Origin of the sequence: Acinetobacter sp. SFA (assembly GCF_001647535.1) — a bacterium.
In the GTDB taxonomy this organism is placed as follows: domain Bacteria; phylum Pseudomonadota; class Gammaproteobacteria; order Pseudomonadales; family Moraxellaceae; genus Acinetobacter; species Acinetobacter pecorum.
Window position 1 is genome coordinate 1 of record NZ_LSZI01000021.1, and the last position, 19,945, is coordinate 19,945.

Genomic DNA, 19,945 nt, shown 5'->3' on the forward strand with positions numbered 1-19,945 from the left:
AGTTGGGCAGAAGTATTTTGGTCTAACATTGCTAACGCCTCCAGAGGAGTAAATGTTTATTTGATACAGCCATGATAGGACAATCGATTGAATAGGTAAAACAGGTTGTTTTTATTTTATTGATCGGATTTTATGATTAAAAATTTAATTATTATTCTATTAATAATTTTATACATTATGACCGAATCAAATTATAGAGAGATAAATTTAAAGATTAAAAAAATGCTCCCTTTCAGAAGCATTTTTTTAGTTTAGAAAATTCGTTGTTCGATCCGCAATGAACGTCCTTTAATCGAATGAGCCAGTAAAAATAGAATAAGACTGAGCAATGCAGACAAGATAGCAATACCAATGATCACGATATTCACGATCTTAGTAACCTCGTCAGCTTGCTGTGCTTGACGCTCTACACTTTGCGCCACAGGAGTCAAACTTTTGCCATAGACCTGTTGCTGCATGGTCCAGATCTGTTCAGGTTTGAACCCATATTGCTCAAACTTGGCATCTTTTTTCTCGGCCTCAACCACTTGGGCCACATAAGGCCGTGCTGCAGATAAATCGACGGGCTTATGTAACAGTGCCGTTTGTGCCAGTAAATAAGACTTCACGGGGGCAGCAATCTCTGAATCGGCCAGATAACGGGCAATTTCACTGTCATTGATATTACTATCGTAATACACCACTTGCTGATAAGCATCATCCTGATCATTGCGCAGATCATGCTGCCAGTAAGTTAATCCTGACCAGATCAGAATAAATGCAATCAGCCATGCGACAAATTTCAGCACGAAAGACTGAAAACGCACATAAAAGAAACGTAGCTTTTTCATTAGGCTAATTACAATAAATGCGCCAATGAAAGAAGAAAAAATTTTAATAATTAGCCAGCCAATCCAGCTTAACAAACTAAAAAAATAATCTGGACTGTCACCAATGCTAGCCAGCGCAGCGTCGACACTGACTGGTAAGTGCAATTGCTGAACTTCAGTGCTCAGACCAAAAAAGCCATAGACCAGCTCCTGCTGGAAAAACAGGCTGATCAATGAGGCTATAAATACGGTAGATGTGGTCAAACCCAATAACATCAAATTGCGTTGACGTCTTTTGAGTGCGATTACACCCTGCTTGATGTCCTGAGGTTTGACGGCATATTCATCTAAGGGCGGCAATCTCTACTCCTTCTTACAGATTTTAGCCCTACCTGATTTAGTTGGGCTTGGATCCACTGGTACTTGATTCAATTACCAAATGATTCAGATTATCCTGTAAAGCTTTTAAACGCACGGTCGCTTCTGTACGTTTTTGTACACCTTCTTTCTGGATCTGAATCACATCATTTACAGTTTTAATGAGGGTATTTTGCACATGTTCAAGCGTTTCGATATCAATCACCGAGCGCTGGTTAGCTTTAGCCGTATCGACCGAGTTCTGATGTAACAGGTCTGCATTACGGCGCAGCAGCTCATTGGTAGCATCATCAATGGTATTGGCCAGCTGGACACTGTTCTTTTGTTCGCTCAAGGAAATTGCCAGACTGATCTGGTTTTTCCATGCCGGCAAAGTAATATTCTTGATTGCATAGAACTTGTCGACCAGCATGAGGTTATTTGACTGGATAATCCGGATCATCGGCAAGGTCTGCATGGCAGACTGCTGCAAGACCTGTAAGTCACTGATACGCTTTTCCAGATTATTGGCCAGATGATTCAGATCATAAATTTTCTGTGTGGTGGTCTGGTCTTGTGGCAAGGCGGTTAAAGCAGCAATTTCCTGTTGTAGCTCCTGTTCGCGTAAACGGCCTGCGGCAATATGAATACCGAGCTGCTTATACTCTTCCTGCACTCCATCGAACATTTTGTCCAGGGTATCGACTCGGGCTTTCAGTCCGGATTGTGAAGTTTCGATTTCTTTCACCAGCACATCTAGCTGCTCTTTGGTGGTATTAAAATGTGCATCAAAGTTATCTTTTGCACCTTTAAATTTGCTGATGATATTGCCAAAAAAACCTGAACTTTTCTTTTTATTAAGAATACTGCTGGTGTTCAGCTGCTGCGCCACCTGCACGACCTGATTCAGCTTTTGTCCTGTGGCATCCAGATCCCTATTTTGAACCAGATTCAGTAATTCATCGGTATAGGTCGAGGTTTTGGTCGCAATATTTTTACCATATTCCGCCACGCTGTTATGGCTCATGTTCTGTAATTCTTTACGTGCAGCCAGCACTTCCTGAAAGTCAGCAGGCTGCAGGCCCAGTTCTTTCAGGTCCATTTGCTGGAATTTTTGTTCGACCAGTTCACTCGAGCTTTCAACAGGTAAATTTACTAAATCAGACTTGGTCATAGTTCACCTTATATTGTTATGATTTCGAGGGTTTCTCGAGGGATTTTTTTAACGTTTTAATCAGACGCTCACGACTATTATCAAGTTTTTCCAGATCACTTGTCGAGTGTTTCGTCTGGCTTTGTTTGACATGATATTGCCAAGCCGGAATCAATACCTGTTGAGCCTCCTTAAAGCGATCCAGCAAGCTAAAGGAAAGCTGCTGGGAAAGTTGCATCTGGGTAATGGCAATGTCATTACTACTCTGCAAGGTTCGCAGGGTATTGATTTTCTTGGAGAGACGTTCTGAAAAATTATCCAGAGGATGCTGATTCTTCACAAATTGCGGATATTCGGACAGAAACTCTTCTGCCGCGACAATATGCTTGGCCATCTGTTCGCGCAAACCTAAAATCTGCTGGAATCGGGATTGCGATTTCTGGATTTCAATCTGCAATTTGCGGCTTAAGTGATCAGCCTGATCCAGCAGACGATCCAGTCGCTGGTAATACTCAACCTGACTAGAGCCATAATCCAGATCAATGCCTAGCCATTTCTGAAGAGCATTGAATTTACGTTTTTTCAGATACTTTTTAGATTCTGCCAGTGCCTGAATCAATTGCTCAATGGTCTGACTCAGTTGCTGGGTCAAGTGCGGATCGACCCCATTCAGCAGAACCGACTGAGCCTGAATCAAGGCATCAGCATAATGGTTCAGCCCATATTGATTAGCCAGTGCAGGTACAAGCTCATTCCGCTTGATCGCTAGAATTTCCTCACGATCAAACGTCATGTCAGTTAAGGCAGGCAGGGCTTCAAAGCGCGACATAGGGGAGACGATATCCTTTAAAAAGTGAACTAAAGAAATCTTGAACATCTTTGAATGTAGCAAAAAAACAGGCTGCGTTGTGTATATTTATCCAGAAATTCGTTACATCACTTTAACTAAATCCATGTTTTATCTTTATTTTAATTATGATGTAGGCTACATGATATATAGACGAATATTTATATTTACCCCTTAAAACTTTTTAAATTTTCTAAAAGCTTATAAAAGCTAGAATCAACATACAAAAAAGCCATATTGCTATGGCTTTTAAAAGATGTTCAACGGACTTAGAGATAATCCCCTTCGCTCTCCGGCTGATAGAGCACTTTCTCGATAGTCACTTTCATCGTATGACCATCCGGCTGTGGCCATTCAATGGTCTGACCTTCAGCAAGCCCCAGAATGGCTGCACCTATGGGTGCGACCACATTGACCTGCCCTTTTTCACCGTTAAATTCATGTGGGTAAACCAAGGTCACCTCAACCGCTTCGGTTGAAGGCGCAATCGTCAAAAGGACACGTGAATGCATGGTCACGATATTGCTTGCGATCTCTTTTGGCTCAACTACTTCGGCACGTGCCAGTTCATCCTCTAAGCGAATCATGGTTTCACTCAGCTTGCTCTGGTTCTCCAGCATCGTTTCTAGACGCTGCAAATCCTGCTCAGATAAAATAATGTTGGGTTTAGTCATTCTTATTACCTTGTTTAATTCATAAGTGAAAAATTAATCAATTAACTGCCGGCAGCATCTTTAAATATAGGATTTGCCTAAATTCAAATGCCACCAATCCATAGAATATTTAAATAAAAAAGAATGATGTCATTCATAGCACTTTTTCAGTATTTCCTTACAGTAACATGGGATTTACTCAAGTGCTTTATCTAGCGTGCCATCCAGCAGGATATCCAATATTTTTAAAACATCAGATTCTGAAAAATGACCCTGTAAATGGTGTGAAGCACTACATGGAGCGAATGGTCCACTCTTTTAAAACATTTAAAAATAAAGAGAGTTGATGAAAACTTTAAGCCAGATTTAGAAAAACTCAATATGATTTTATTGATAATTTAGTCTTACATCATAGTCTTCAGGCAGACATTTATAGAACTTAAAACATCATTTTGTACATAGTGATCTCAACTGAAATTGAGCTCGATCAAGTACAAACATATTCTGCAGCCTTACTTTATACAGCTATAAAAAAAGCTCCCGGTTGGGAGCTCCTTTCCGTTTATAAGCAATTATGCATAAACTGGGAATTTAGCACATACCGCTGCAACTTTTTCTTTAACTGCACTGATGACAGCTTCGTCGCCTTTGGCATCCAGAATGTCAGCGATCCAGCCAGCAAGTTCACGTACTTCAGCTTCACCGAAACCACGAGTAGTCACAGCAGGTGTACCAATACGGATACCTGAAGTCACAAACGGAGAACGTGGATCGTTTGGTACAGAGTTTTTGTTCACAGTAATGTGAGCAGCACCTAACCAGGCATCAGCTTCTTTACCTGTGATGTCTTGTTTAATTAAAGATAACAGGAACAAGTGGTTTTCAGTACCGCCAGAAACAACTTCATAACCACGAGCCATCAATACTTCAGCCATTGCTTTAGCATTTACTACAACTTGTTGCTGGTAAGCTTTGTATTCAGGCGCCATAGCTTCTTTAAAGCAAATTGCTTTCGCCGCAATCGCATGAACCAAAGGACCACCCTGGTTACCCGGGAATACAGCCGATTGAAGTTTCTTCTCGATCTCTTCGTTTGCTTTCGCAAGGATCAGACCTGAACGTGGGCCACGAAGTGTTTTATGAGTTGTCGTCGTAGTTACGTCAGCGATTTGCACCGGACTAGGATAAACACCTGCAGCAACCAGACCTGCAACGTGTGCCATGTCAACAAACAGGTAAGCACCTACTTTGTCCGCGATGTCACGGAAACGCTGCCAGTCAACGATTTGGCTGTATGCAGAGAAACCGGCAACGATCATGCGTGGCTTGTGCTCAAGCGCTAAACGCTCAACTTCTTCGTAATCGATCTCGCCAGTTTCAGGGTTTAAACCGTACTGAATTGCATTATATGTTTTACCAGAGAAGCTTACTTTTGCACCGTGAGTCAAGTGACCACCGTGAGCAAGGCTCATACCCAGAACTGTATCGCCTGGGTTCAGAAGCGCTAAGTAAACTGCTGAGTTTGCTTGTGAACCAGCATGTGGCTGAACGTTAGCATAATCAGCACCAAAGAGTTCTTTAGCACGGTCAATCGCCAATTGTTCGATAACGTCTACATATTCGCAGCCGCCATAGTAGCGTTTGCCTGGGTAGCCTTCCGCATATTTGTTAGTAAGTTTTGAACCTTGAGCTTCCATGACTGCTGGTGAGCAATAGTTTTCAGAAGCGATTAGCTCAATATGAGCTTCTTGACGAGCATCCTCATTCGAGATTGCTTGAGCTAATTCTGGATCAAATTCAGCGATAGAGATATTGGCAAACATTAGCGAGGTCCTATTGATTTAGGGCTTTTAAGCCGTGCTAAGATTGGCGCGTATTGTAGCATGAAGTTTTGAATTTTCGATCATGAACTTTCTCCACTTTGCAATAAAAATGGCTCATGTCTCAAAAACATGAGCCATTTAGATAAAAATAAGTTATTGAATTGGCATTAGAGATTTTACATCTGAAATAATATTAGCAATATTCAGTGCATAGACGCTACCATGATCCCATTTAGTCGTATTTGATTCATCCGTAATATAACGTACTGAGGTTTTTTTCTGATTCGCTAATTGAACTAAAACATCTGTTGCTGCTTTCGGAACGGTACTATCTACTGAACCCTGATAAATAATGGTCGGTGTAGAGACTTTCACCAGTAAAGGCTGAGAATCCTTTTCCAGGAAGCTTTTCACCACTGGAATACTCATAAAATTAGCTTGAGTACGCGGGTATCCTTCTAAGGTCTTTTTATCGTTAAGATAAATTCCCATTGCATTACCGAATTTTTTGCCCAATACGTCATAGCAATCTGTTTCAGCATTCTTCGCAATGTTATCGGTTGGCATTTTGAAAATCTGGCTATATTGCAGATTTGGATTCGGGTTTCGCAACCCCGCAACAATCAATGCAGTAAAAGTATCTAAAGACGCTAAAGTTTCAATTTTTTTATTCAGATCTGTTTCCTGGCCTGCCTGCTGTTCACCTCCTGACAAAATCAGGCTGAAATTAGAAGCGGGTGCTAAAGCGACCGTACCTTTATAGGTCATTTGAGAAGCGCGTGCAGCATACTGGGCAGCACCTAAAGCAGCCTGACCACCTTGAGAATGTCCAACCGCCATCCATTGGTTAGAAGCTTCTGACCCTAAATAATCTTTTGCAGCCACCACTGCATCGGTCAGCGAATATGCCTCACTCTTAAGATTCAAGAAAGGATGGGGTTCTTTGCCACTCGGCTCTCCCAATCCTTCATAATCAGGTGCAACCACGATATAGCCAGCTTGAAGGAATCCACTAATCATATTTTTGATAAAAGGATTAAGTTCATTTCGACTTGGCGCACATTGATCAGCTACACCAGTCGTGCCATGTGCCCATGCGACGATCGGCCATCCTTTTGCTGGAGGCGTTCCCTCGGGTGTAAAAACTAAAGCAGTGGCCTGTGTTTCTTTACCATTAACCCCTAACATCTTATAGGTCATGATCACACTTTCGTCAGCGCTCCCTGAAAAATCTGTTTGAGTATAAGCTGCAGGTGTTGCCACCACCGGATTATCTATATTATTTACCGGAATAGCAGGTTTTGCCTCGTAAAAAAGATCATTATCACTATCATCGTTACAAGCGGTTAAGGCTAAACTTAATGTGAGAAGAGTACAGGTCAGTACATGACGTTTCATCGATCTTATCCTTGTCTTATTTATTATATCTAATGAGTTTTTCTGGTTTTATCCTAAACAAACGATAAAACTAGACTTAATTTCCCAATTTATCTAAAGAATATCAAGAAAAGAATGAGTTATTTTTGTGTTAAATTTACATTAGTTTAAATTTATTATTAAATTAACAAACTTAAACGAGGCAAAACTTCCATCTTCCCAAACCATACACATGGTCGCCACCAGTTAAAAAGCCTGCAATCAATACAGAAATAAAGCAATTCAATTGTCAGTAGCAAAATAATAATGTTAGATTTTACTCTCTTCTCTTTTCAGGTGTATTTCCGACATGCAGGCCATTATCCTTGATACCGAAACGCATACTTTAAATGGTCAACCCATTGAAATTGCCTATGCGCCTGTCGAAATTGTAGATCATAAAATCAGCCTGGATAAAAGCCGTCTTTTTGATCAGCTCTATACCTGTGACGAACCCATTTCTTTTGCTGCCATGGCCGTGCATCATATTCTGGAATCGGATCTGGAAGGCCAGCCGCATTACAGCACTTTTAGCCTGCCGAATGAGACAGTCTACATGATCGGTCATAATATTGATTATGACCTCCGTGCCATTCAAAAGTGCGATGTTGATACCTCGAAAATCAAGGCGATCTGTACACTGGCTTTAGCACGCCGGGTCTGGCCCGATGCAGAAGCACATAATATTTCCGCCCTGATTTACATGATCACCAAAGGCAGTGAGCGAGCGCGTGAAATGATCCGTAAAGCGCATCGTGCTGACATGGACATCATTTTAACTGCCAATATTCTGATGCACATTGTCCATCATTTAAAAATCAATAGTATGCAGGAATTATTCGAGGCTTCTGAAGATGCCCGAATTCCACGTACCATAAATTTTGGTAAACATCGCGGTACTGCCATTGCAGAACTTCCGGCTGACTACGTACAATGGTTATTGCGTCAGGACGAACTTGATCCTTATTTACGTAAGGCCCTTGAAAATACGGCGATTACCACATTATAAATCTTATCGAAATACGCTTCGGTATTTTAATAAATACTTCATATTAGTGTAATTCTGACAGACTATGCTCAAGCTGAATTTAAGCAACTATCTATTCAGCTATGATGCATTTTTATAAGACTCAACGTGGGATCGAGGTACTCCAGGATCGCTCTCTTCCACTCACCGCACGTCAACGCCGCTTATTGGTTCTGATCGGCAGCCAGGATTTCAACCTATTAAATGACGCTTTAAAACAGCAACTTGCTCCTGCCGAAATTTTAGATCAACTTTATGCCATGGAATTAATTGGGCCAGCTGAAACCGGCGATTTAATACATTGTCAGAAAACAGCTGAGATAAAAGTAGATACAAAAATTGACCTGGCGCATTCCGAGAGCCATCGCCTTCTAAATTCATCTAGCGGGATGAATCAAGACAATCATTCCCATCTGCCAGAACCGCAGGCTTTGTATTTTGAAGACCTCAAATACCTGATGATGGAAAGCTTACAAAAATACTGCGGCTTGATGGCCAAACAGCAAGTACAGCATATTTCACTAGCTCGGGATGCACGCAGTTTGAAACTTTGTCAAATGCAATGGACCACCTCACTTCAGGAAAGCCGCATTGCCCCTCAAGAACTGAATCATATTCTGAAGCAGATCAATTTTGCTCTAGATCAATTACAGCAAAATGAAGTTCATGAATAAAACCTTCTGAGTCTTTAAAACTCTTAAATGAGCAAGTTTAACAATAAGTTCTCTTTGATTTTATAATATAACTGATTGGTTATTATAAATATTTATATTCAGATCAAATTTAAAGCCCTGAATATCAGACTTAAGCGTGATAGAAAAATAATTATAATCCCGCCATATAATGAGCATAGACATTCGATTGGATCATATATATGTCCTGCTATTTAGAATTCGATGCGTTTGATAATCCTATGCAACTCAGCAAAGTCGGCAACTGGGTGATTACTTTTTTAAGCCCGGCGGAAGAACTGCAACTTGTGCAACTGGCAATTACCTATGTGCTTCCACGTCAGATGTGCGACAACTTGCAACCGCGCCGTGTGTTGATTGAAAAAAGTCCTCTCGAACATCATTGGCTGATTCAAGCCATCGAATGTTTTGACAGCACCACCCGTCAGGAAATTTCCTTAACTCCTGAACATCCAACAGCTCAGCGGACTTTAATGCAAATTTTGCAAGAATTTGAAAAATATGATGTGAACATATTACTTAAGCAGATTTAAACGGTTAGTTATTTAAATCAGCTCTTTATTGTCATGAGAGATTGCTTTATTTACAGCTAGATAAATTATGTGCAAGGTGAGTAATTGCCGACATATAAAAAACTCACCAATTAGGTGAGTTTTTTATATGCTGGATCGGTGATGTCGGATGAATAAGTTCAATTTTCACTACCTATCTGATGCCCACTGATTGAATTATTCTACAACACGATAAATATTGGAAGACTGCTGGCTTTCAAATAACAGCTCAATACTCGGCAGAATTGTTTCTCCATCCACCACGATATGTTCAATTTTTTTAACTAAATCAACTACCTGATCATTGTTATGTTCTGCAAAGGAACGTAGCATGGCTTTCACTTCAATCACTTTGCTAAATTGATCTTTCACCTTAATATCGATTATCTTAGACATTTCTTTTCCTCCTAAATTCTCCAATTTGCAGTTTTTTATACCACACTTAGTCCAACGATTAAGGTTAAAGATGTTAGCGAATTTGGCAATGTAAACTTTTTTATAAGGATGAATTGCAAGAAGTAAAATATTAAAATTAGTGCAATATTATTTTAGACAGAAATTAAAAAGCTCGCATTTCTGCGAGCTCTGTGTTGGATGGCTAGTGTTAGATTTATTGTCTGATGATAAACATCAAACTCAACTAACTATCATTGATCCGTCCAACTATTCGGTAGCGTCTTATTGGTTTTACGACCTACCATGAGTTCAATATAGCAATTTTTTTTCAGCAGACAATACCCTTTTACACTTCTAAAAAAGACTTATACAAGATTTTAATTGTGATTTTTTCGTAGAAGACTAAAATATTATTGGCTATTTTATTAATAAACCCTCTACTTGAATCCACCTATTCTTCAAAATTTTTTCTATTTTTAAAATATGATTTTATATACAAAGGCATGTTAGACACTTAGATAGAAACCTATTTATTTTCAATAATATATTAAAAATTAAACTGTAATCGCATTCCTAATCTACACCCGCCTTCAGAAAGATGATGATGTAAAAATATATTGTATCTCTACAGGCTCGCGTCGATTTCTAAAATAGATTGCATGTAATCACCTCATCTACTTATAAAGATAAATACCTCATAACTTTGTCCAAACTCTTCCTCCTATCTACTCATATCGTATGTTTATTCAAAAATTTGTCTAAACAGCCCGACATTATTTTTTAATGTATAGCATGACTGGATATTCAGAACATTATCCGGTTTTAAGATTCCAGTAGGTTTATATACAAACAGTCTGGAAATTTTAATTCTGCTCAAGATAACAACGCTGCCCTAATGGAAATTTAATTTTATATCAGCTTTAAATATTGAAGATAAATACAATACAATGCTCATAAATACATCGAGATATGTCTAAATTTTTATGTCAGCTAATAATTTTAGGAAATACCTTGATCTCAATTTAAGGCAGTTAATACTTTTATTGGCTATCTTTAGTGTGTCCAGCCTTTTTATTATTTCGCTCATTATTAGCTATCAAATCGTAAAAAATCAGTTAATCGATAACTCTCTCATCTTAAATGCTGACCATGCCCATAAAATTGCATTGAGTACAGACAATCACTTTAGAAACATGCTTCTTGAGCTAAACTATAGCGCAAAAATATTAGGTCAAGACTTTAACAACAATGAGCTTAGAGAAGCTGAGGTCAATAAATTAAAATATCAGTCTGAGCACTATAACAGTGTAGTCATCAGCGACCCCCAAGGCCGATTAATCAATTTTTCACCGAATATTCTGAATATTGATAGAAGTAAAATACAACATACTCCGGGGATTAGTGATTCTCTTCATAAAAAATCGACTTATATATCTTCTCCGTATTTTTCTGTCCGAAAAAATTTGATCGTATTTATTTCTCAACCTATTTTTGATAAGTCAAATCATTATCAGGGTTTCATTGGTTCTGCAATTTATTTAAAAGAAAAAAATGTGATCAATCAGCTTCTAACGACCTATAAGAATTATAAAAATAGTTATATGTATGTGATTAATAATGAAAATGAAATAATTTTTCATCCCGATCCTGAAAGAATCGGTCAATCGGCCAGCAATAATTCTGGCCTAGAATATATGCATGCGCATAAGCATGGTCAAATTCGTTTAGTGAATAGCCAGGGAGTTGATAATCTCGCGGGTTTTTCTCATATTCCGACTTCAAACTGGATTGTGGTTTCCCAACAGCCTACTCATGAATTACTTAAACAGGCCAATTCTATTCTTTATAAATTGGCCGCAGGCTTCTTTTTATTTTACCTGCTGGTTTTTTATATTGTATGGAAGCTTTCTGATTCTATCTCGGCCCCGTTAAACCAGCTGGCAGATATGGCGAGTCTATTGAATCAGGCAGAAATCAGTTCAAAAATTAAAGCTATACAGCCCTGGTATTATGAGGTCACAAAATTCAAATTGGCACTATTATTAAGTATCCGCAAGTTTTCACAACAAATGAGCAAAATGGATCATCATATTAATACAGATCCTTTAACCGGGCTGATGAACCGGCGCGGCTTGAATTATGTTATGACTCAAAATATAAAAATGAACATTCCTTTTTCAGTCCTGCTGATGGATGTGGATCACTTTAAAAAAGTGAATGATAATTATGGTCACGATCAAGGTGACATGGTTTTAAAACATATTGCCCATACAATGCAGCAAAATTTTCGTAAAGAGGATATTTGCTGCCGTTATGGCGGTGAAGAATTTATCGTCATTATCCCAAACAGCAATCTGGATGAAGTTTATGAAAGTGCGGAACGGTTCAGAAAAGAAATTGCGTCCAAAGAGATTGAGAACATTGGCAACATCAGCATTTCGATTGGCATAGCCTCTTGGCCAGACAGCTCTAAAAACATACTAGACGTTTTGAAAATTGCCGATAACAATCTTTATCGGGCGAAAGATGATGGACGAAACTGCGTTCGTTATTAATTTATTTTTTTTCAGTTATATACAACAAATTAAATGGTGCGCTCAGCGGGACTCGAACCCACGCCACAGGCTTCGGAGACCTGTACTCTATCCAGTTGAGCTATGAGCGCATCTTTTTTGGATCGCGCACATCATAACAAAAAAAAGCATAAGGTAAAGCAACTATCTCTAACTTCATCATTTTTATGCTTAAGCTTTATACAATGTTCCAAAATAGCAACACAGAATTGCATGTGAATCACTTGGCTTATTTTGCTAGATCACTCACAATATCTCAACTTTTACCATTTGAGATATTCATGACTGATGCACTGATCTTAAGGGATTTGTCGAAGACCTATCGCAATGGCTTTCAGGCATTGAAAGGAATTAACTTAAATGTACCAGAAGGTGAGTTTTATGCACTCTTGGGCCCCAATGGTGCAGGAAAATCGACCACCATCGGTATTATCAGCTCATTAACAAAAAAAACATCCGGTACCGTCGAGATTTTTGGTCATAATCTGGACACCCACCCTTCACAGGCCAAACAGTGCCTAGGTGTGGTCCCTCAGGAATTCAACTTTGCCCAGTTTGAAAAGACCTTCGATATTTTAGTGACTCAGGCAGGCTATTACGGCATTCCAAAAAAAATTGCACAGCAACGTGCAGAGCTTTATCTGAACAAACTGGGATTATGGGAAAAGCGTTCCACTCAGGCCCGCCTGTTATCGGGCGGAATGAAACGCCGCCTGATGATTGCGCGCGCCATGATGCACGAACCGAAACTGCTGATTCTCGATGAACCGACTGCAGGTGTTGATATTGAGTTGCGTCGTTCGATGTGGGAATTTTTGAACGAGATGAATGAACAAGGTACTTCCATCATTCTGACCACGCATTATCTGGAAGAAGCAGAAATGTTGTGTCGCCGCATTGCGATTATTGACCGCGGTGTGATTAAAGAAGACACCACCATGAAAAACTTCCTGAGTCAGCTCAATGAAGAATCGTTTATTTTCGATCTGGCCGAACCGATTGAACCGCTGCATCTGGATATTATCGGCGTGCGTTTTAACCTGATCGATCCGATGACTTTAGAAATCACCATGGACAAGGCACACACCATGAATGATCTGTTCCAGTTACTGGAATCACAGAATATTCAGGTGCGCAGTATGCGCAATAAATCCAATCGTCTGGAAGAGCTTTTTGTGAAAATGGTCGAGAAAAATCTGGATGGAGCTGCGCAATGAACATTAATCAACTCAGCGTCGCTTTATATACCATCGTCTATAAAGAAGTGCGTCGCTTTATGCGCATCTGGCCGCAGACCCTGTTGCCACCTGCAATCACCATGAGCTTGTACTTCGTGATCTTCGGCAATCTGGTCGGCTCACGCATTGGAGAAATGGGCGGCTATAGTTATATGGAGTTCATTGTGCCCGGTCTGATTATGATGGCCGTGATCACCAACAGCTATGCCAACGTCTCTTCCAGCTTCTTCAGCTCAAAATTCCAGAAAAGCATTGAAGAACTGATCATGAGTCCCGTACCGATGCATGCCATTTTATGGGGTCATGTGCTGGGCGGTGTGATTCGTGGGATACTGGTTGCAATCATTGTCAGTGCAGTGAGCTTATTTTTTGCTGACTTATATATCACCAACTGGTTTGTGACTATATATACCGTCTTGATTACTTCCCTGCTGTTTTCTTTGGGTGGGTTTATCAATGCCGTTTATGCCAAATCTTTCGATGATATCTCGATCATCCCCACTTTTGTATTAACACCACTGACCTATTTGGGTGGTGTGTTTTATGCCATATCGAGCTTAAGTCCATTCTGGCAAAACTTATCCTTGATTAATCCTGTCGTATATATGGTCAATGCCTTCCGCTATGGCATTTTAGGACATAGCGATGTCAATGTGAGCGTTTCACTGACAGTGATTACCTTATGTTGTGCCGTGCTGTATGCAGTGGCCTATCATTTACTCTCCCGTGGTTCAGGAATGCGTGAATAATGAGTGTAGAACAATCTCTCCTTGGTAAAGATACCAATTATCCTACTGAATATCAGCCTGATGTTCTGTTTCCAATTTCGCGCGCGCCTGCCCGTGAACAATACGCACATATTGAAGCGATTCAGCAAGGTACTGACTGGTGGCATGTATTTGAAATTTCCTGGTTAAATCCAGCGGGTGTGCCGCAAGTCGCTATTGGACGGATCAGCTTGCCAGCGTCCTCACCAAATCTGATCGAATCCAAATCCTTGAAGCTGTATTTCAATAGTCTGAACTTTGCCAAGTTTGAATCTAAAGATGCCTTTATCGCGATCGTAGAAAAAGATTTATCTGTTGCGGCCGAGGCTGAAGTCAAACTGCAACTGTTTCAGGTCGATGAGTTAGAGATTAGTAAACCTGAAGGCATCTGTATTGATGAGCTTACACCTGAGCGCCTGGAAAATTATCCAGATGCCAGTTTATTGGCTTTGGATTCGGATGATGCAGCAGAAGGCGAAATCCAGCTGTATTCACATTTACTCAGGAGTAACTGCCCAGTTACTGGCCAGCCGGACTGGGGAACAGTTTTTATACGTTATCAGGGTAAAAAACCTTGTTATAAGAGCATTTTAGCTTATATTATTTCCTACCGTCAGCATAATGGTTTCCACGAACAATGTGTGGAGCAGATGTTTGCCGATATCTGGCAACAGCTCAAACCTGAAAAGCTGATGGTCTACGCAACCTATACACGCCGGGGTGGATTGGATATCAACCCTTGCCGTGTATCAGATTTAACATGGATGCCTCGCCCTATTCGTTTAGCGCGACAATAAAAAACATTGAGGTTTAACAATGCCATTTTTTGGGTTTATTCCTTCTGCAGAGCTTTTAAATACAATTCAGACTGCACAACAAAACAAAAATTCCAGTGAACCGCTTTACCCCTTGCGTGATAAAACCGCATTAATGATCAATGATGAAATTATTGATGCGATTCTCACCGAGCTGGTGCGTCGCTTTCCTGCCAGCGATAAACGCGATACTGCGGAAAAACTGGCAGGTTATATCAAGTCGACTGTTGCAGTTTTACTGAAGCAGCTTTTGAGTAAAGCGCCGAATGAGGTGGTTAGAGAATCCATTACCTTCTCTGAGCGTAGCCTGTTTAAAGATCCTGATGGACATTTACGTGTCGGTGAGTCGCTCGATGCCAATCTGGTGACGAATTTGAAACATCATTATGCGGAACTCAAAGCCGGTCAGAGTATCGACAAACAGGCATTTAGCAATCTTTACAAGCAATTTGGTGAAGCGACAGTACGACATTTTATGGTCGACTTTAATAAAACCCTGGATCTTGGCATGATCAAACGTAAGGCAGCAGATATTGGCGCATCTGCAGTGATCAAGGCCATTAATATGGCAGCAGATAAAATCATTCTGAATTTGAATAAAGATGAGCTGCGCGCCATGGCCGAATATCACGACACTTTGTTCTATACAGAATAGTTTTGGATAGTCCAATCTCTGATTTTCTGTGAATCTTGAGAAATCAGCCTGACTTCTGTCAGGCTTTTTTATGATCAGTGAAATAGATTGTTACAGATAAGCTGCCGCGCAAGCCATACTGCCGCAAAAATAGCCAAACTTTCGCTATTTTTGTATAAGCAGCTAGGTCTCTTAATCATCCGAATGTTATCTTTAATCTGGCACTTTAAGCCCTAAGATTGAAAAAATTTATCAATCTTTTTCATGGCATGATTCAAATGACATCGCCAGCAACTCATCTAAAAAACTGGAAATCGTAGCAAGATGTTGAAATCGGATTTTTATAAAAAGTTTAAACAGCTTTCAATCGCACTTACCGCATTTGGTCTTAGCAGTTTTAGCCTGGCCAACGATTTCCAGTATCATCCTTCTTATGCAAGCTTTAAGCAAAATGCCATGCAAAGCTATGGACTGAGTGCCCAGCAAGTCGATTCAGCCATGAGCGGGACGCGTAACCTGCCTAATATCATCACCATCATGAATCGCCCAGGTGAAAGTAAGCCGTGGTATTCGTATAAGACCAATTTTCTGTCTGAATCTACCATTCAGCGTGGCGTACGCTTTAAACAGCAATATGCGGATACGCTTAACCGTGCTGAACAGCAGTTTGGTGTGCCGCAATCAATCATTCTAGGCATTTTAGGCGTGGAAACCGGTTTTGGTAGCAACAAGGGTTCTTTTATCACTCGTGATGCTCTGGCAACCTTAGGTTTTGGTTATGAGCGCCGTGCCCAGTATTTTCAGGATGAACTGGCTGCCCTGATTGCCTGGTCTTATAAAGATGGGGTAGCAACTTCTTCTATAGTGGGCTCATATGCCGGCGCTGTCGGTTATCCACAGTTTATGCCTAGCAATATTCCAAAGTTTGGTGTGGACTACGATGGTAATAGTCATATTGACCTGCGTAATTCAGCAGTGGATGCAATAGGTTCGATTGCCAACTATCTGGCACAGCATGGCTGGCAGCGTAATCAGCCGATTGCCTTTCCGGCACGTTATACCGGTTCAAATCCAGATGCAGTAATTGCCAAGGATCTCACCCAGCCTATCCCTTATGGTGTACTCAAAACTCAAGGCATTAGCCCGATGAATCCGATTGTAAAAATTGATGATCTGGACTTGGTCAATGTGATTCAATTACAAGAGAATTATGGCCAGATTTACTACATCACTTATCCAAATTTTCAAGTGATTACCACCTATAATCGCAGCCGTATGTATGCCACTGCATTGTGGTTATTAGGTACGGAAATTACCAACCGTTAACACTAATAATTAATACAAATTATGAAAGTCAACATTTTTATGGGCCAATTTGAGCATATTTTAAGCAATTTTAATATTATGTTACAATATTGATTATTTTTTAATCAATCATTGTTTATTTTGCGTTCTTTTTTTAACTATTTTAATTAAACACTAGACAGGGTGTTGTCAGCATGAATATTATCCATTTCGTTAAATGTAGTTGCATAAGTTAAATATCAGGCATGTTTACATGGTTTTTCAGCCATTTATGAACAACCAAATAGATATGCTGTTAGGAGTTGATTCGATGCATTCTTCAATTTTGAAGTCTTTTATGGCCATTGCCACGATTGTCACGCTGACGCAATCGCAGGCAGATATGGTTCCGTCATCTTCATTCACCAATGAAAATGATAATTCGCGCCTTGCAACGCGAGTACTCAATAAAGAAGCTCAAAGCTTCAATTCAAATTTCACCAATTTGAACAGCCTTTCAATCACTGAGCGTTCTGGCGATAAAGTTCGCCGTGAAACTATCGCAGCGAAAATTGAAATTCCTGCAGAAGAGCCTTCAGTGATTGAAAAACTGAATACAGTGGCTTCAAATACTGTACGTAAATTCAGTCAGACTGGTACAGCATCTTGGTATGGTCGTCAATTCCACGGCCGTAAAACTGCAAGCGGTGAAACCTTTGACATGAACGCAATGACTGCTGCTCATCGTAGCCTGCCATTGAACTGCTATATTCGTGTAACCAACCGTAATAACGGCAAAAGCGTCGTGGTGAAAGTTAATGACCGCGGTCCTTTCCATGGTAACCGTGTCGTTGATTTATCTTACGGTGCTGCAAAACAGTTAGGTATTACCAGTGCCGGTACTGCAAAAGTCAGTATTGAGCGTGTCGCTGGTCCAAATTCTTAAGGTTTGACCTGCAACACATTTAACAGAAGTCACAGCAATGTGGCTTTTTTTATTGCACTTGATATTGTATGAGAATATAAACAGTTTGGTTTAACGCTATTTTTAAATGATTTAAAAAAATTTTGGCATGTTCCTCAGACCGGATAAAATTCATTTGCCTACATGATTAACTTTTGACCGCATGCAAATTCTGCTTTATATTGCCTAATACGCAAAACATGTTCATGGAATGGAGCGAAGAATGAAAACAATATCTGAATGGTTTGATGAATATAGTGACAGCCACCAAAATAAAACCAATAAACTGATTCACTGGGTCTGCGTACCGACGATCTATTTTTCGATTATTGGCATTCTGGCGCATTTTAGCGCCTTACTGACTGCCCTGTTACTGATTTTGGCTTTTATTTTCTATGCACGCCTGGATCTTGTTTTGGCTGTGGCCATGACTACGTTGACTTTGGTCATGGCCTGGCTCATCTGGATTCTGCCAGTGGGTACAGGTTTTTTTATCGCCCTGTTTGTCTTGGCTTGGATTGGACAATTTTATGGGCACAAAGTTGAAGGCAAAAAGCCTTCTTTCCTTAAAGACCTCCAATTCCTCCTCATTGGCCCAATTTGGTGCATGGATGCCTATCTAGGTAAAATCCTACCAAAATGGAAATCGCGTCATAACAGCGTAATCATGAGCATCTGATGCTACATTCGATTTATCCTATGAGAAGAGCCTTATTGATAGGCTCTTTTCTAGTGGTTTAAGCCATGATCTGAACACTTTCACTCAGTCTCATACTGCATCGCAGTCAATCACATTGAATTTTCCACTCTATTCATGCTCTTCAAGATAGACATATAACGCATCACAAAGGGTAATAATCGAAACTAAAGCAACATGTGTTTTGGGTGACATGATGATTTACGCATATTTTTTTATCTTAACCTTTATTAAATTTTTAGAAATCATTTGCTGACCTAAACCCGCAAATTTTAGGCATAAAAAAAGCCCCAAACGGGGCTTTTTTCTACTCAACAATTAGTCAAGAGACAAATTATTGTGCAGCAGCAGCTTGAGCAGCAGCAACTTCGTCAGCGAAGCTCATTTCTGCTTTTTTCTCAATACCTTCACCAACTTCGAAACGAACGAAATCAGTTACAGTCGTACCAGTTGCTTTAAGAACGTCAGCAACTTTCTTGTCGTTGTCGATTACGTACATTTGACGCTCAAGAACAACTTCATTCAAGTATTTCTCAACAGAACCTACAACCATCTTCTCAACGATGTTTGCTGGCTTGCCAGATTCAAGTGCTTTCGCTTCAGCGATTTCTTTCTCTTTCGCGATAAGCTCAGCAGAAACGCCTTCAGCATTTACAGCGACTGGGTTGAACGCAGCAACGTGCATTGCCAAGCCTTTACCAGTTGCTTCATCACCAGTGTAAGAAACAACAACACCGATCTTAAGACCGTGTTTATAAACTGCAAGGTTTTCGCCTTCAACAATTTTTGCACGACGTACTTGGATGTTTTCACCGATTTTTTGAACAAGAGCGATACGCGCTTCTTCAACAGTCGTACCATCTTCTAGTTTCAATTCAGCAATTTGAGCAGGCTCAGTTACGTTTGCAGCAAGAGCGGCAGCAGCAACTTTCGCAGAGAAACCAGCAAAGTTTTCGTCTTTCGCAACGAAGTCAGTTTGGCAGTTAACTTCTAGAAGAAGTGCTTTGTTGCCTTCTTGAGCAATCGTGATTGCGCCATCAGCAGCAATGTTACCTGCTTTTTTAGCAGCTTTTGCTTGACCAGATTTACGTAGGTTATCGATCGCAAGTTCAACGTCGCCGCCCGCTTCTGTCAAAGCTTTTTTACATTCCATCATTGCTAGACCAGTACGATCGCGCAATTCTTTAACCATGCTTGCTGTAACTGCAGTCATGTTAATCTCCTAAATTCGGTAGAAAATGAATTCTTT

The 19,945-nt window shown here is 40.2% G+C and carries 19 protein-coding genes and 1 tRNA gene; 11 read left to right on the plus strand and 9 right to left on the minus strand.

All coding sequences use genetic code 11. The features are described from left to right. Nucleotides 1-251: 251 nt before the first annotated feature. The 6 genes from AY607_RS13075 to AY607_RS13100 all read right to left on the minus strand — a co-directional run bounded on the left by AY607_RS13075 (nt 252) and on the right by AY607_RS13100 (nt 7,040). Nucleotides 252-1,169 carry a hypothetical protein gene (locus tag AY607_RS13075; RefSeq protein ID WP_064102757.1) on the minus strand — a complete coding sequence of 306 codons (918 nt, stop codon included), beginning with the start codon at nt 1,167-1,169 and terminating at the stop codon, nt 252-254. Between the two features lie 37 nt (nt 1,170-1,206). Beyond that, entirely contained in the window at nt 1,207-2,340 is a 1,134-nt protein-coding gene (locus AY607_RS13080; RefSeq protein WP_064102758.1) for a toxic anion resistance protein, read from the minus strand. A gap of 16 nt (nt 2,341-2,356) precedes the next feature. Beyond that, nucleotides 2,357-3,148 (minus strand): hypothetical protein, encoded by a 792-nt coding sequence (locus AY607_RS13085; RefSeq protein ID WP_064102759.1) that lies wholly within the window; start codon nt 3,146-3,148, stop codon nt 2,357-2,359. Nucleotides 3,149-3,435: 287 nt separating this feature from the next. Next, nucleotides 3,436-3,840, minus strand: coding sequence for a nucleoside diphosphate kinase regulator (rnk, locus tag AY607_RS13090; RefSeq protein WP_064096182.1), 405 nt, complete (start codon nt 3,838-3,840; stop codon nt 3,436-3,438). Nucleotides 3,841-4,391: 551 nt separating this feature from the next. Next, entirely contained in the window at nt 4,392-5,642 is a 1,251-nt protein-coding gene (gene glyA / locus AY607_RS13095; protein WP_064096183.1) for a serine hydroxymethyltransferase, read from the minus strand. Between the two features lie 153 nt (nt 5,643-5,795). Further along, nucleotides 5,796-7,040 carry an alpha/beta hydrolase gene (locus tag AY607_RS13100; RefSeq protein ID WP_064102760.1) on the minus strand — a complete coding sequence of 415 codons (1,245 nt, stop codon included), beginning with the start codon at nt 7,038-7,040 and terminating at the stop codon, nt 5,796-5,798. Between the two features lie 328 nt (nt 7,041-7,368). Between AY607_RS13100 and AY607_RS13105 the strand changes: the two genes are divergently transcribed. The 3 genes from AY607_RS13105 to AY607_RS13115 all read left to right on the plus strand — a co-directional run bounded on the left by AY607_RS13105 (nt 7,369) and on the right by AY607_RS13115 (nt 9,310). Next, complete coding sequence (locus AY607_RS13105; protein WP_064096184.1) at nt 7,369-8,067, plus strand: DUF3820 family protein; 699 nt, start codon at nt 7,369-7,371, stop codon at nt 8,065-8,067. Nucleotides 8,068-8,168: 101 nt separating this feature from the next. Then, a complete protein-coding gene (locus tag AY607_RS13110; RefSeq protein WP_064096185.1) occupies nt 8,169-8,759 on the plus strand; it encodes a hypothetical protein in 591 nt (196 codons plus the stop codon). Between the two features lie 200 nt (nt 8,760-8,959). Beyond that, complete coding sequence (locus AY607_RS13115) at nt 8,960-9,310, plus strand: hypothetical protein (protein ID WP_064096186.1); 351 nt, start codon at nt 8,960-8,962, stop codon at nt 9,308-9,310. Between the two features lie 195 nt (nt 9,311-9,505). On the opposite strand, the gene AY607_RS13120 is transcribed toward AY607_RS13115, so the two are convergent. After that, nucleotides 9,506-9,724 (minus strand): hypothetical protein, encoded by a 219-nt coding sequence (locus AY607_RS13120; RefSeq protein ID WP_064102761.1) that lies wholly within the window; start codon nt 9,722-9,724, stop codon nt 9,506-9,508. 983 nt (nt 9,725-10,707) lie between these two features. On the opposite strand from AY607_RS13120, the gene AY607_RS13125 reads away from it, so the two are divergent. Next, nucleotides 10,708-12,279, plus strand: a complete 1,572-nt coding sequence (locus tag AY607_RS13125) for a sensor domain-containing diguanylate cyclase (protein WP_064096188.1) — start codon at nt 10,708-10,710, stop codon at nt 12,277-12,279. 34 nt (nt 12,280-12,313) lie between these two features. On the opposite strand, the gene AY607_RS13130 is transcribed toward AY607_RS13125, so the two are convergent. Next, nucleotides 12,314-12,389: transfer RNA gene (locus tag AY607_RS13130), tRNA-Arg, on the minus strand. A gap of 189 nt (nt 12,390-12,578) precedes the next feature. On the opposite strand from AY607_RS13130, the gene AY607_RS13135 reads away from it, so the two are divergent. From AY607_RS13135 to AY607_RS13165, 7 genes are all read left to right on the plus strand, one after another. Continuing rightward, entirely contained in the window at nt 12,579-13,514 is a 936-nt protein-coding gene (locus tag AY607_RS13135; protein WP_064102762.1) for an ABC transporter ATP-binding protein, read from the plus strand. Beyond that, nucleotides 13,511-14,284, plus strand: a complete 774-nt coding sequence (locus tag AY607_RS13140; RefSeq protein WP_064096190.1) for an ABC transporter permease — start codon at nt 13,511-13,513, stop codon at nt 14,282-14,284. The genes AY607_RS13135 and AY607_RS13140 overlap by 4 nt, the downstream gene beginning before the upstream one ends. Then, complete coding sequence (gene queF / locus AY607_RS13145; RefSeq protein ID WP_064102763.1) at nt 14,284-15,099, plus strand: NADPH-dependent 7-cyano-7-deazaguanine reductase QueF; 816 nt, start codon at nt 14,284-14,286, stop codon at nt 15,097-15,099. The genes AY607_RS13140 and queF overlap by 1 nt, the downstream gene beginning before the upstream one ends. 19 nt (nt 15,100-15,118) lie before the next feature. Beyond that, nucleotides 15,119-15,772, plus strand: a complete 654-nt coding sequence (locus tag AY607_RS13150) for a hypothetical protein (protein WP_064096192.1) — start codon at nt 15,119-15,121, stop codon at nt 15,770-15,772. A gap of 303 nt (nt 15,773-16,075) precedes the next feature. After that, nucleotides 16,076-17,077 (plus strand): lytic murein transglycosylase B, encoded by a 1,002-nt coding sequence (gene mltB, locus AY607_RS13155; RefSeq protein ID WP_064102764.1) that lies wholly within the window; start codon nt 16,076-16,078, stop codon nt 17,075-17,077. Between the two features lie 289 nt (nt 17,078-17,366). Further along, entirely contained in the window at nt 17,367-17,981 is a 615-nt protein-coding gene (locus AY607_RS13160) for a septal ring lytic transglycosylase RlpA family protein (RefSeq protein ID WP_064096470.1), read from the plus strand. A 241-nt stretch (nt 17,982-18,222) separates the two neighbouring features. Then, a complete protein-coding gene (locus tag AY607_RS13165; RefSeq protein ID WP_064102765.1) occupies nt 18,223-18,678 on the plus strand; it encodes a DUF962 domain-containing protein in 456 nt (151 codons plus the stop codon). A gap of 352 nt (nt 18,679-19,030) precedes the next feature. Here AY607_RS13165 and tsf read toward each other — a convergent pair whose 3' ends face one another. Beyond that, nucleotides 19,031-19,909 (minus strand): translation elongation factor Ts, encoded by an 879-nt coding sequence (gene tsf, locus AY607_RS13170; protein WP_064096195.1) that lies wholly within the window; start codon nt 19,907-19,909, stop codon nt 19,031-19,033. Nucleotides 19,910-19,945 lie beyond the last annotated feature (36 nt).